This is a genomic window from Gracilibacillus sp. YIM 98692, from assembly GCF_010993965.1.
In the GTDB taxonomy this organism is placed as follows: Bacteria; Bacillota; Bacilli; order Bacillales; family Amphibacillaceae; genus Gracilibacillus.
This window is the reverse complement of the sequence record NZ_WIXM01000001.1, coordinates 478,239-491,984: the sequence shown is the minus strand read 5'-3', so window position 1 is coordinate 491,984 and position 13,746 is coordinate 478,239. Positions and strand designations below refer to the sequence as shown.

Genomic DNA, 13,746 nt, shown 5'->3' with positions numbered 1-13,746 from the left:
AGTTCAAAGCAAGTTTCCTAGATTTACTTTAAAATATTATTTTGCTGCCCAGACCATGCCGTTTTTCATCATTTGTAAAACCTCTAGTTGCTTAACGATATCAAGTGAGTGTCCTAAAGCATTGTAAAACACTCTTCCTTTTCCGTAATTTTTGGTCCATACCACTGGCATAAGTACACTTCCAAAACATGTTGCGGCTGTAATATGAATGGCAGGGTCAATAAGCATATAGTATTTTTCCGTTTTAACTGTAAAGTCGTTCATTCCTTTCATAGTAGGGTGTAACCTATCTATAATGGAAACTTTATAAGTGACGTTGTCCCCACCGGGGTGGGACAGAAACTGACCTCCAATCATTTCATGGTACTTAAGTTCTGAACGAAATGCACCCACTGATGCATGAATTCCTACAAATCCAGTTCCTCCTTTTATTGCACGGAGTAATGAGTTTAATTGTTGCTTTTTAATAGTTCCTCTAGTCCATGTAAAAACAATCAGATCTAAATGTTTCATAAGATGACTATCTAGGAGGATATCCAGCGTATTGGACATCTGAACACTAAATTTCTCTTTTTTTAGTAGCTCACTAAGAATTTCAGATACTGCCAATGGTTGGTGACCTTCACCACCATAAAGAATTAACGCATTTTTTGTGTTATAGCGACTTCTGATTTGAATACGAATTGGTTTATGTTCCAACCTCCCACCTCCAACTTGGTTGGATTGTATCGTTTGATCTTTTGTATATATGAGCAGTTTGTATAGAATATTTTTTAAAAAAGAAAAGTATACTCATTATTTTTTTGGTATGAAAATTTTATGCAAATAGCTCCATTTTACCTCTCCCTCTTGCTAATTAAAATTATATGATTATTCAATATCAGTACGAGCCTTAATACTATAATCTAAGGTAAGAAATTTAATCCCAAATAACCACATGTCATGTTTGGCTTCTATTTGACCATTCGGTTTATTTAGATCTTTCCAAACCGTTATGGTTTCGTTAATCGGAAGACGAACCGCTTTCTGCTTGATGAAAAGGTAAACTCCCTGGTCTTGATTTGGTGCTTTCACCCAAGAGGTTAAGGATAAGGAATCATCGTTGCCTTGTTCCAGAAACAAAATACTCGTCATTTGTGAAAACGGCAATGGAAATGCAATATTCATATAGCGAATCTGGTTCGAGATATGTGTGGAATAGAGAGCAGCATAAATCGCTTTATTCGTTTCTGTATAAGTGCGCACCCATGCCCGAACATAGTCACGACCATCCTTTTTGTCATCAATAGGTAAAATCCTGCTTGTCACTTGTTGCTCACTTGTTTCTGCTGTAAGAGGAAAATTCATTTGCTCTAACCTATTACTGATCCACTTGTAAAATATAGCTAACAGAGCAAAGGGTTTGCTCCAATGAGGAGAGAGCAGTAATTCATAATCCTCGGTATGTTCATAGAAATCAATGATTTCCCTGTGAAGCTGCTTAGGGTCAAGATGCTTGCTTTTATAGTCATCTAAGTTATCTACTAATCCTTTTGGCGGCTTTTGGGTAAAGGAATCTATCACATTTGTTTGGGAGAATATATTTGAACCTATTTTTCCCTTCGCTTGAATTTGACTGAATGGAATGCTTTTCGTTTCTCGATCCATGATCGTAGCATGCCATGCTAATACACCTAAGAAAGAAAATAGGATCGCGTTCCCCCAACCATGAAATAAAACCATCGTTTGAATCGGAATTGTTGTATTGCCTGTCCATTCTCCATAGCCATATATCATTGCCAATAACATGGTTATCCCAATGATTCCACTTGATACGAGGTGTAATACCTTCGTCCAGCTTGTAACGGTTGGAATGATGTGCATCATGACAAGAACACTATAGGATAGAAGTGCCCCCACATAAAGAACGACAAATAACCACTCGAGTAATGGAGAAATGGTCATGCCAAGTGCAATGAAAATCGGAGCAATAGTCCCAATAAAGACGATCGTCTTAGAGAGGAGGGTGCTCCTCACATTTTCGTATAAATAGCTAAATAATATAGGAACGACGAATCCACTATATAAAAAATGATTAACCGTTAATAACATGATTTCTCCTTGAAATCCCAAAAGAGGTACAGAGAGTTGGTAAGCTATCAGCCAAATGCCACTAATGCTTATGTATATAAAACCAATTGCTTTTGATACTTCAGAAAGAGTAGAAGATCTCTTCAGTAATGCCATTCCTTTTATGGCAACAGTAAAAGTTACTAGGCTCCAAGGAATGGAAAATAATCCAGCCGTGATTCCTGGATGCATGGCAAAAGAGAAAAGCAAAGCAAATGCTCCAATCGGGAGAAGATAGATTAATAGTTTGATAAAACGTACATGTTCCTTGATGTATTCAAATGATAACATGACTCGAAATAAAGTTAAGGGCACTACGACAAAGACAGCAAATAAGATAATCCGCTCTGTAAAGTGATAACTTGGAGCAAGCCAAGTCAGCACCCATATCATCAACCCTATAGGAATATAAGAATGAATCACTTGCAGTAAACGTTGTGGCAAAGATAGTCCTCCTCTTCTCATTCAAAAATACTGTTATGGCATGAATAAGCATGCTTACTTTCATTATAATAAATAATTTATCGGTTTGCCGGACATGAGGTGCGTAGAGGACGGTAAATATGTTGTTTCTTAAAGATAGTTTTTTCTTGCTAGTCTCGGTAAGAAAAAACTATTTTTATTATTTTTACAAAAGTTCGTTCATTTAATATACAAAGTTACAAAAATCTAGTATATTAGCATTGTACAAAACTTCACTATTATATAAAGGGGGAGTATTGGATGGAGAAAACGACAAAGCAAAATGAACCATTAGTGACACATATTTTTACTGCAGATCCTTCTGCGCATGTTTTTGAAGGAAAACTATATATTTATCCATCACATGATCTTGATCATGATGGGCCATCTAATGATAATGGTGACCAATACGCGATGGAAGATTATCATGTTTTATCGATGGAAGATGTGAACGCACCATGTGTAGATCACGGAGAAGTGCTTCACTTAAGAGATGTACCTTGGGCAAGTCAACAGGTTTGGGCACCCGATGCTGCGTATAAAAATAACACTTATTATTTATTTTTTCCTGCAAAAGATAAAGATGGTATTTTCCGACTTGGTGTTGCGACAAGCCCGAATCCACAAGGACCATTTCAAGCCGAGAAAGATTATATACAAGGAAGCTTCAGCATTGATCCCGCTGTGTTAGTGGATGATGATGAAAGTGCCTATGTGTATTTTGGAGGTCTTTGGGGAGGACAATTAGAAAAGTGGCAGACCCGAACATATCAAGCGGATGCTGAAGGTCCAGCACCGACAGAACCTGCTTTAGGCCCAATAGTAGCTGAATTAAGCGAAGATATGAAAACGTTTAAAAATGAGCCGCAGGAAATCTCGATTGTGGATGAGGATGGCAATCCTATTCTTGCAGGTGATGAGGACCGAAGATTTTTTGAAGGGGCATGGGTTCATAAATACAATGGCCTGTATTATCTATCCTATTCTACAGGAACCACTCACAAAATTGTGTATGCGGTAAGCGAGAATCCACAGGGGCCATTTGTCTTCAAAGGAACGATTCTGAAGCCTGTGATTGGATGGACGACACATCATTCGATTGTTCAGTTTAAGGATAAGTGGTATTTGTTCTATCATGATTGCTCCTTATCCGATGGCGTGAACCATAAGCGCTCGGTGAAATTTACGGAAATCCAATATAACGTTGACGGAACAATTCAAACGATTGATCCATATGGTGATGAATGAAGAGGGTAATAGCTGGCTTTCTAATTGGAAGTCAGCTTTTTTACAGTTTACTCTAGCCACGTTGAATAAATGTGACGATATAATTTTAAATACGGTTGGAGGCGCAGTAGGATTCCTAATTTCTAAAAAAATAGCTTTATAAAGGGAGTTGCGGACATCAGGTACGTTATATGCTTAAAACCTTAGAAAAACAAATACCTTTTAGCTGAATAAAGGAACCAATGTCCGCCAAAGTTATTTCTTCTCTCATTCCAAAATAGTATAATGGGATCTAGTAACAAATGCGGAAAGTTTTAGTGGTAGCACACTCATGAAAGGAATTGGTGAAAGGTGTTTTTAGAAGTCATTGTACAAAATAAACAGGAAGCCATACAAGCTGAATCATTGGGCGTGGATCGATTAGAATTAGTTTCTCGAATCGATAAGGATGGATTGACCCCAAGTGTGGAAATGGTAGAACAAGTGGTAAATAGCGTATCCATTCCTGTACAGGTGATGATACGGCCGCATGATCATCATTTTTATTATGACAAACAGGATGAGGACAATATTAAAACATCATTTCAAAAAATGTTAGAAGTAGGTGCAACCCATTTTGTGTTTGGTGCATTACATCAGGATGACACGATCAATCTTCGTTTGGTAGATGAGGTAATCGCTTTAAATGATCAGATTCGCTTCACTTTCCATCGGGCCTTTGACCATGTCCGTTCTTTAGAAGAGGCTTATGATACATTGTCGAATTATCAAGGGAGAGTGGAACGTATCTTAACTTCTGGTGGGAAAACGAATTGTGTGGAAGGAATGGATAGCTTGAAAAAATTAGTGAAAATGGCAAGAGAATCAAACGGACCAGCTATCATGCCAGGATCAGGACTTAATGTGGACAATATCAAGCAAATCCATCAAAACGTTGGTGCGAGCGAGTACCATTTTGGCAAAAGTGTTCGAATCGATCATTCATATGAAAATGGATTTAATGAACATGTGATTAAACAATTAAAAAATTATAAATAAAAATAGACTGCCTACATTCCTGTAGACAGTCTTCTATATAAAGGGGGAAATGAAAGTTAACTTACTATTATTCTAGCTCGAATTCAGACTCGGATTCCGCATCTGACTCAACAGCAGGGTCCTCAGAGTCAGATCCAGCAGCAGGTTCTTCAGACTCAGATTCTGACCCAGCAGCAGGGTCTTCAGGATTGGATTCAGATTCTGACCCAGTAGCAGGCTCTTCAGAATCTGATTCGGAATCTGGCCCTGAAGCAGGCTCTTCAGAATCTGATTCAGGATTTTGGCCAGGATCTGTTTCTTCCATACCTGGATCCGTTTCCGGTGGAGTTTCCATGTTATCTTCTTCATTCGTATCTCCTGAGCAAGCAGCTAAAGTCAAGGCAGTACCGATGGAAATCACACCTGTTAGAATCTTGTTAGTATTCATTCTCATCCTCAATCTCCTTTCAATTTTGACTTCTCTTAAAGCATAACAAAGACTTGTATCAAAACTGTGGAAAAGCAATGACACCCCATTTACAAATATATTACAAAAAAAGGAAGAGAAATATTGGGATGTAATCGCTTTATACCTGTTAATTAGAGAGTTAATTTGAAAGGGTGGAGGGAGTTTTGTATTGTTTTATTCATTTGTTTGTAATATTCCTAAGCAAAGCTATGAAACTTTATTTATTAATAATCGTAAATGATATGGTAATAAGGAAAGGAAACCTACCACTATTTTCTATGTAAAGAATAGGAGGTCATGAAATGAATAGAAATAATGAAAGTCCTGAAGATAGACGTGAAAGAATGAGACAAGAAGAAATCAAAAGAAATCGTGCAAGTAATATCGGAGATGGGTTTGACCGTGCGCAAAGTGGCAGCCTTGTCGATTTAGTAGGAAGTCTCGGATGGAAAGGAACAGGGATTTTATTAGTGGTGATCATCGTTGTGTTTATTATATATGCTTTGTTCTTTAGATAGATCTCTGATTAACAAATCACAAGTCATACATAAAGAAAACAATAGAAAATTATGAAAGGATAGATATTGACTTACACCGTAATACATATTATGATAAAGGAAGTTAAGCGCTTTCCTTTTATTTGAATTTTACCTTGCTTGAATTTGTAAGTAATTTATTCTTAAATATTTAAGCGTTTCATTTTGTTACTTTTTGAAAAGGAGAGCATGTTATGGCGAATATGACAATCGGAATTATAGGCGCAGGTAGGATTGGGCAGTTACATGCAGAACACATCATCAATTCTTCATCGCTAAGGCTAAAAGGAATTTGTGATCTAGAAATTGCTCATTTAAAGGATACATCAATTGAACACAATGTTCCAATGATTACAACAAATGCTTCTATGTTAATTGAAGACGATGAGATTGATGCTATTTTTATCTGCTCGTCTACTGATACACATTGTGATTATATTGAAAAGTGTGCGAATGCGGGCAAGCATATCTTTTGTGAGAAGCCAATAAGTTTTAGTTTAGAACAAACAAAAGCGGCTTTGGAAAAAGTGAAAGAAGCAGGCGTGAAACTACAGATTGGTTTTAATAGAAGGTTCGATACACATTTCAGAAAGGTATATCATACGATTCAAGGTGGCCAAATAGGAAAGCCCCATATCATTAAAATTACATCACGAGATCCTGAGCCTCCAAATGAGGAATATATCCAATCATCCGGTGGAATGTTTTTTGATATGACGATACATGATTTTGATATGATTCGGTATTTATCTCCTAGTGAAGTAAAGGAGGTATCCGTAGCGACCGCTAATTTAATCGATTTGCGTTTTGAAAGACATGATGATGTTGATACAGCTATTATAACATTAACTTTTGAAGATGGATCGATCGCAGTGATTGATAATAGCAGAAAAGCGGTATATGGATATGACCAACGGATAGAGGTTTTTGGGGAAAAAGGTATGGTTACAGCTGACAATGAGAGAAAATCAAATGTTCAAGTCGCAACACAAGATGCCGTAAAAATGGATCAACCAAAGTACTTTTTCTTAGATCGATACAAAGACGCCTTTCAACAGGAAATTCAAGAATTCTCACAAGCAGTTATGAATCAGGAAGCATTAACTTGTACTGGGGAAGATGGGCTTCAAGCACAAAGGCTTGCCATTGCAACAAAAAAAGCTTGGAAAGAAAAGCGCCCTGTACTATTAAGTGAGATATAAATAAAGTAGAAGTATTGCCCTGATGGTAACACATCAAGTTTTCGTCCCCGCAAACAGAACAAGATACATATTATCATAAGGTCAATCCAACACAAGATTTGTATTTCAATGTTGGCGTAGCAAATGTAGTGAAGAAGCAAATGATTCAGCAATCAGCGAAACGGTTTTTTACAACCTTTTCGGATCATAAAAATAGGCATCTTTATAAATGGATACAATACTATATTGTCATTACAATATGATAATATAGTATTGAAATTTTATCTGAGATATTTATACGAGATCTGGACGGAAAGTTGGTAATAAAGTGAAGGTTACGATTTATGATGTGGCGAAGAAAGCAGGAGTATCGATTGCTACAGTATCAAAAGTAATCAATAATACTGGGAATATGCGGGATTCAACTAGAACGAAAGTAATGAAAGTGATGGAAGAATTAAATTATTATCCAAGTGTAATGGCGTCAGCCTTAACAGGAAAAAGGACACAGACACTTGGTTTATTAGTTCCAGATATATCAAACCCTTTCTTTTCGGAAATGGCTCGAACGATTGAAGATCGTGCACATGAACGAGGGCTAAGTGTGATCATGTGTAGTACCGATGAAGATGAAGATAAAGAGAAAAAATATTTAGAGTTATTAAGAAGAAAACAAGTCGATGGCTTTATTATTGCTTCCTCCTTTCATGATAAAAAATTATTACAGGATTTAAAAAGTACGCAAATCCCGATGGTAATGCTGACACAAGATGCTGGCTCACTAGGTGTTACTTCTGTATCTGTCGATGATTTCACAGGTGGTTATGATGCAACTTCACATTTGTTGTCGTTAGGTCATCAGAAGATAGTAATTATTGCGGAAGAAAGGCTAAGCAGTAAAATGCGGATTTATGGCTTCCAGGAAGCCTATGAAACACATGGCTATGAATACCATAGTGATATGGTGCTTAGGACAACTGCCTCGATTGCTAATGGAAAGAAATGTTTAGAACAGATGCTTAATAGAGATGAGCTCCCTTCTGCAATATTTGCGTGTAATGATTTAATTGCTATTGGCGTTATTCAAGGAGCAAGAGAAAATGGTATCCGTATACCAGAAGACTTGTCGATTGTTGGATTCGATAATACTATTTTAGCGACAACCACGGTTCCGTCCCTTACAACAGTCGCTCAACCAATTAATGAAATGGGCAGAAAAGTTGTGGATGTGATTGTTGACAATATTAATAACGAAGAGCCGACAACAGAACGAATCCTTTTCAAACCTACGTTAATGGTGAGGAATACATCGGCTCGGAATCAGTATGTTAATAAAAAAATGGTATAACCATTTTTTTTTGGTCAATAAATTAAACGCTTAACTAAATAATCGAAATTCTTTGAAGGATAGCACTCGTTTTAACGGTGAACAATCGTCTTTTAACCCCCACTGTTGGAAGTCTCTCTTTATGTGCTGTTCTTTATTATGTCATTTTTTATGGCATAAGATGTCTTGTTACAGCAACATTTATCAAAATTAATTAAAAAAAGTCGAAAAAGCACTTGTGTTACTATGCGAAAGTTGATAGTATATAAAACAAGAAAGCGCTTAACTAATTTTACTTAGAGTTAAGAGGTGGTGTTTTTTTAGAAGACAAGGAAAACCCTTACATTGTTTTGGAAACGCTTTACTTATAAGAAAAAAGGAGAGGTAGACTATGAAAAAATTATTTTTGATGATTTTCGTATTAATATCTACTATTTTAGTGGCATGTTCTGGAAGTGATAATGATTCAGATGCATCATCCAATACTGATACAAATGGCGAAGTTATGCAATTTTATGTTTCAGGTGATAAGGTAGAAGGTTCTGCATTAACAAAAATGTCTGAAAAATACACAGAAGAGACGGGTGTAGAAATCGAAGTTGTTGATGTACCATATAGCGATATGGTCACGAAAATCACCAATATGATCCGAGCTGGAGAACCGCCTGCACTAGCTCGTGTCACAGGGTTTAACTCGGCATGGGATGGTCAATTAATGGATCTAACACAAATTGCAGAGGACAATAATGTAATGACAGATATGGGGATAACCGTTGACGATCAATTAGTTGCACCGCCATTAGATCTTACAGCAGTGGGTATGTTTGTTAACAAAGACTTATTTGAAGAAGCAGGCGTAAGTTATCCGACAAGTGAAGATGATATTTGGACATGGGATGAACTAATATCCTCGATAAATACAATTTTAGACAAAACAGATGCTCAGTACGGTATGGTTATGGATAACTCTGATCACAGATTAAACGCTTTCCTCTATCAACATGGAAGTAAAGGTTTTTATAAAGAAGGAGATCAATACACAACAAATGAAGAGACAAAAGATGCATTAGAAAAATTTATGGAACTAAATGATAATACGATCATGCCAAAATCTGTTTGGACAGCGGGCGAAGATGCTTCATCGATGTTCAAGAGTGGCAGAGTTCCTGTTTATATGTCTGGGTCTTGGCAAATTACTGATTTCGCTGCTAATATCGAAGACTTTGAGTGGGAATCAGTATATATGCCGTATGAAGAAGTTAGAGCAACAAACCTTGGTGGTAACTATTTAGTAGGTTTTGAAGGATCTGGACAAGAGGAGCAAGCAAGAGAGTTTATGGATTGGTTATATCAAAAAGAAAACTATGAGGAATTAGCAACATATGGTGGTTATTTACCTGTTACAGAAGATGCAGAAGTAGAATATGAACTTGCTCCAGAAGCTTATACCATTTACCAAAATGAGATTGCTGCCTCTGACCCAATTGCAAGTCAACAACGTAATGAACTAGTTAAAAAACAATTGGTTTCTAAAAGAAGTATAGGTAGTGCACTAGCAGACGAAGTGATTAATGCATTAAACGATGAGCAAAGTGTAGATGATGCCATTGAAAATGTGAAGAATGAAATGACTGACGCTTACGTAGAATAGGATTTTACAATAGCGACCATGAAAAATGGTCGCTATTCTTCCTCATCTTTCAGTCTAATATAATAGAGGAGGTTATGTAGCATGAAAGATACGAATAAAAAATGGGCATTTCTATTTATAGCTGCCAACTTGGTACTATTTATCATATTCTTTGCATGGCCAGCGCTGCTAGGTGTTTATTATTCTTTAACCGAGTATAACGGAAATGTAGCAACATTTATTGGTCTAGAGAACTATATTAATTTGTTTCAAGATCCTAGTTTTTATAAAGCAATGTCAAGAACCTTTTTATATACATTGTTAGGTGTTCCATTAGTATATGTTTCATCGCTTCTAGTTTCGGTGCTACTTGTTAGTAAATTTACAAAAGGGAAAAACGTAGCAAAAATTATTTTCTTTTTTCCTTGGTTAGTTTCGCCAATTGTAGTTGGTGTGCTTTGGCGATGGATGTTTGGAGAAAGCTTTGGGTTTATTAACTATATGATTCAATTGCTTGGCGGGAATCCGATACCATGGTCTTCGGATGGTAATTTCGCCTTTTTAGTTGTATTATTTGCAACGGCTTGGGCTGGCACAGCTTTTAATATGCTGATTTTTATCGGAGCATTAATTAGTATTCCGAAATCACTTTACGAAGCGGCAGATGTGGATGGTGGATCAGGCTGGCAAAAGTTCTGGCATATTACTTTACCATCTATTAGATCCACTTCCTTTTTAGTTATTTTATTGGCTGTATTTAATCTAATGAAGGAATTCCCGATGGTTCAATCTCTAACAAACGGTGGACCTGGTTCAGATACAACATTCATTGTGCAGTATATTTATGAGACAGGTTTTGATCAATTGAAAGTAGGATATGCAAGTGCAGCATCCATGGTACTGTTTGTCGTACTTCTAGCATTCTCTTTACTTCAATTCCGCTTTGCTAAGGGGGGGAAAGTAGATGAATAAGCTTAATGATAGATTTTCTACTATAATGTTAACAACGGCGCTTTTTATCGTGGCATTAATGTATCTTTTTCCTATCGTATGGCTATTACTTAGTTCTATAAAGCCTGGTAGTGAATTGTTTTCTTATCCTTTAAACATACTCCCTGAAAATCCTACAGTAGATGGTTATGTTTACTCATGGAGTACGATGGAGTTTATTAAATATTTCATAAACACATTGATTGTAGCAATTTTGACGACCGTATTAACGGTTATAGCTAGTGCAACTTGTGGATTCGCCTTAGCTAAGTATAACTATAAATGGTTAAATGTATTCTTAATATGTATGTTAGCAACTACAATGCTGCCGACTGAAGTTATTATGACTCCAACCTTTTCTGTTATTTTAGATTTAGGGTTATATGATAGTTTAGCAGGTTTAATTATTCCATCGATAAACACAGCAACAGGTATATTTATGTTCCGTCAATATTTCATGACAGTACCAAATGACCTATTGGAATCAGCAAGAATTGATGGTGCAAATGAAGGGAAAATCTTTTTTAATTTAATGTTACCAATTGCAAAGCCGGTTGTCATTACGTTAGCGATTTTTTCCTTTCAGTGGAGATGGAATGACTATATTTGGCCGTTAATTGTATTAAGTGACCCAAATAAGTATACCGTACAAATCGCGTTGCGCAGTATAGTAGGTGCAGATAATATTGATTGGGTGTTACTACTATCTTCATCCATTATATCTTTAGTTCCAATGATTATTATCTTTATTGTCTTTCAACGATATATTATGGATACAAGTGCAACATCTGGTTTGAAAGGTTAGGCGGGTTTAAAGAAATCCCTTCTCAAGGAGGTTTTTAGATGAGTTTCTATAATCAATTAGTAAAACAAAATGATCAGAACACAGAAAAATATATGAAGGATCAAGTCCTAGACAGAAACAGTCGTTACTTTGGAGGTGTAATTGATCAAAAGACTGGCATTCCTAGCCCGAGTCATACTGGCACTGGCAGTGTAATCGGGGCTTGGGTTAGCTCTTATGTGAATAGCGATTCTATCTTTTATCAAAACGAAGAGTTGAAGAAAAATATAGGATTCGCTTTAGATTATATGCTTGCCCAGCAACATGACGATGGCACCATTTCACCTGGCTGGACCAATTACCACTCGCCTCCTGATACAGCATTTCTTGTAACAGGTTTTGCTCAAGTTTATCAGTTGTTGCATAGTACTCGAGATAGTGAGTTAACCGAAAAGATGGAATGGTTCTTGCGAAATACCATACCTGCTATGATAACCGGAGGCTGTCATACACCGAATCATCGTTGGGTGCTAGCTTCAGCATTGGCGAATCTTTATGCCATCTATCATAGAGATGATTTAAAGGAAAGAGCAGAAGAATGGTTAGCGGAAGGTATCGATATTTCAGAAGATGGTGAATGGACAGAAAGAAGTAATGGTATATATAATTCGGTCAGTAATATTTGTCTTTATCATACAGCTGTGCAGCTGGAAAAGCCTGAATTACTTGATTACGTTAGAAAGAACTTAAATATGATGATGTATCTAGTGCACCCAAACGGTCAAGTTGTCACAGACTATTCTGGACGACAGGATTTAGCACATACATATGATTTATCACCATATCATTTAATATATCGATTAATGGCAGTTCATGATAATAATGAGCAATATATGGCAATGGCAAACTTAGCCTTCGATCACCTATCGGACATAGGACCAGTAAATAACCATATCATGCTCGGATATTTGTCTTTCCCTAGTATCCAACATACATTTGTGGATAGTACAGATCTGCCAACAGAATATGAAGTATTTATTAATGAAAATTATCCCTTGATTGACAATTTGGAAAAAATGGAAGAGGTCGGACATCATTCCAAAATAGAACATAGCAGTATGCATACATCCTTTGCAGCACCAATCGTTCGCTATCGTGATAAAGAACGGAGCGCCACTATCATGGGAAGAAATTCATCTTTCTTTTCTCTGCACAATGGTGATGCTAGTTTACTGGGAGTTCAACTCTACAATAGTTTTTCTCCAGGAATTGTTGAATTCGATAAAATAGAGCGAATAAATGGCGGATATCGACTTTCTAAAGAGTTGGAAAAAGGTTACACAGGACCGATACCGAAGAAATATTTGTCTGATTCGGATACAAGTATATGGTATTTACTTCCACATCAGTATAGAATGAAGACACACAATCAAAAACACGTTGTCACAGTTGATATTACAAGAGAAAACGATGAATGGTATCTGCATATTCGATCAGATAACAGAGAGGATGTATTTTATCAAGTTGTGTTTATCTTCCATCCGGATACAGTATTGGAGGGGAGTGGGCTAGAAGAAATAGAGGGTCGAGATTACTTTTGGAAAAGCAATGGGTTACAAGTAGCTCAAATGAAAAATAAACTCATGCTGGAAGATGGTAACTATGAACATTGGCAGAAACAGCTTGGTCAACCTATGTTAGATCCAAAAACGAAAAGTGTAAAAGTGAATTTAATTTCTCCGATCGATAAATCTTTTAAATTGATGACAAATTAATTCATATCTGGTACTTTTGGGGTGAATAAGAAGGGCTTTTATAAGGTTTCTATCTTGGACATATATCCGACTTCATAAAGTAATATATTGAGTAATTATTTATACTAATAGAAGTAATGATTTTGACAAAAAGGTAGGAATCGTTGATATCGGGTGAAAATATAACGTGAATTGAGATGGATGATAAAGAATACATAATCTTTTTAAAAATCAGCACTACCAGAAAGAAGGTGACGGCC

12 protein-coding genes are annotated in these 13,746 nt (G+C 36.5%); 9 read left to right on the top strand and 3 right to left on the bottom strand.

The genetic code is table 11. The features are described 5' to 3' along the window. Nucleotides 1-36: 36 nt before the first annotated feature. Together GHD00_RS02045 and GHD00_RS02040 are read right to left on the bottom strand one after the other, a co-directional pair. Nucleotides 37-699: a ThuA domain-containing protein gene (locus tag GHD00_RS02045; protein WP_240468566.1), complete on the bottom strand. Its 663-nt coding sequence runs from the start codon at nucleotides 697-699 to the stop codon at nucleotides 37-39. Nucleotides 700-870: 171 nt separating this feature from the next. Beyond that, a complete protein-coding gene (locus GHD00_RS02040) occupies nucleotides 871-2,553 on the bottom strand; it encodes a YndJ family protein (RefSeq protein ID WP_163536412.1) in 1,683 nt (560 codons plus the stop codon). Between the two features lie 279 nt (nucleotides 2,554-2,832). Between GHD00_RS02040 and GHD00_RS02035 the strand changes: the two genes are divergently transcribed. Beyond that, entirely contained in the window at nucleotides 2,833-3,819 is a 987-nt protein-coding gene (locus tag GHD00_RS02035) for a glycoside hydrolase family 43 protein (protein WP_163536411.1), read from the top strand. Nucleotides 3,820-4,149: 330 nt separating this feature from the next. Next, on the top strand, nucleotides 4,150-4,836 hold the full coding sequence (locus tag GHD00_RS02030; protein WP_163536410.1) for a copper homeostasis protein CutC: 687 nt from the start codon (nucleotides 4,150-4,152) through the stop codon (nucleotides 4,834-4,836). A 67-nt stretch (nucleotides 4,837-4,903) separates the two neighbouring features. On the opposite strand, the gene GHD00_RS21215 is transcribed toward GHD00_RS02030, so the two are convergent. Continuing rightward, nucleotides 4,904-5,263, bottom strand: coding sequence for a hypothetical protein (locus GHD00_RS21215; protein ID WP_205600697.1), 360 nt, complete (start codon nucleotides 5,261-5,263; stop codon nucleotides 4,904-4,906). Nucleotides 5,264-5,586: 323 nt separating this feature from the next. Here GHD00_RS21215 and GHD00_RS02020 point away from each other — a divergent pair, with 323 nt between their 5' ends. From GHD00_RS02020 to GHD00_RS01990, 7 genes are all read left to right on the top strand, one after another. Continuing rightward, a complete protein-coding gene (locus GHD00_RS02020) occupies nucleotides 5,587-5,802 on the top strand; it encodes a DUF6366 family protein (RefSeq protein WP_163536408.1) in 216 nt (71 codons plus the stop codon). A 212-nt stretch (nucleotides 5,803-6,014) separates the two neighbouring features. After that, nucleotides 6,015-7,022, top strand: coding sequence for an inositol 2-dehydrogenase (gene iolG / locus GHD00_RS02015; RefSeq protein WP_163536407.1), 1,008 nt, complete (start codon nucleotides 6,015-6,017; stop codon nucleotides 7,020-7,022). A 307-nt stretch (nucleotides 7,023-7,329) separates the two neighbouring features. After that, nucleotides 7,330-8,349, top strand: a complete 1,020-nt coding sequence (locus GHD00_RS02010; RefSeq protein ID WP_163536406.1) for a LacI family DNA-binding transcriptional regulator — start codon at nucleotides 7,330-7,332, stop codon at nucleotides 8,347-8,349. Nucleotides 8,350-8,719: 370 nt separating this feature from the next. Next, nucleotides 8,720-9,979 (top strand): ABC transporter substrate-binding protein, encoded by a 1,260-nt coding sequence (locus GHD00_RS02005; protein ID WP_163536405.1) that lies wholly within the window; start codon nucleotides 8,720-8,722, stop codon nucleotides 9,977-9,979. An 81-nt stretch (nucleotides 9,980-10,060) separates the two neighbouring features. After that, on the top strand, nucleotides 10,061-10,930 hold the full coding sequence (locus GHD00_RS02000) for a carbohydrate ABC transporter permease (protein WP_163536404.1): 870 nt from the start codon (nucleotides 10,061-10,063) through the stop codon (nucleotides 10,928-10,930). Continuing rightward, nucleotides 10,923-11,753, top strand: coding sequence for a carbohydrate ABC transporter permease (locus GHD00_RS01995; RefSeq protein WP_163536403.1), 831 nt, complete (start codon nucleotides 10,923-10,925; stop codon nucleotides 11,751-11,753). The genes GHD00_RS02000 and GHD00_RS01995 overlap by 8 nt, the downstream gene beginning before the upstream one ends. Before the next feature lie 38 nt (nucleotides 11,754-11,791). Continuing rightward, nucleotides 11,792-13,507 carry a prenyltransferase/squalene oxidase repeat-containing protein gene (locus GHD00_RS01990; protein ID WP_163536402.1) on the top strand — a complete coding sequence of 572 codons (1,716 nt, stop codon included), beginning with the start codon at nucleotides 11,792-11,794 and terminating at the stop codon, nucleotides 13,505-13,507. Nucleotides 13,508-13,746 lie beyond the last annotated feature (239 nt).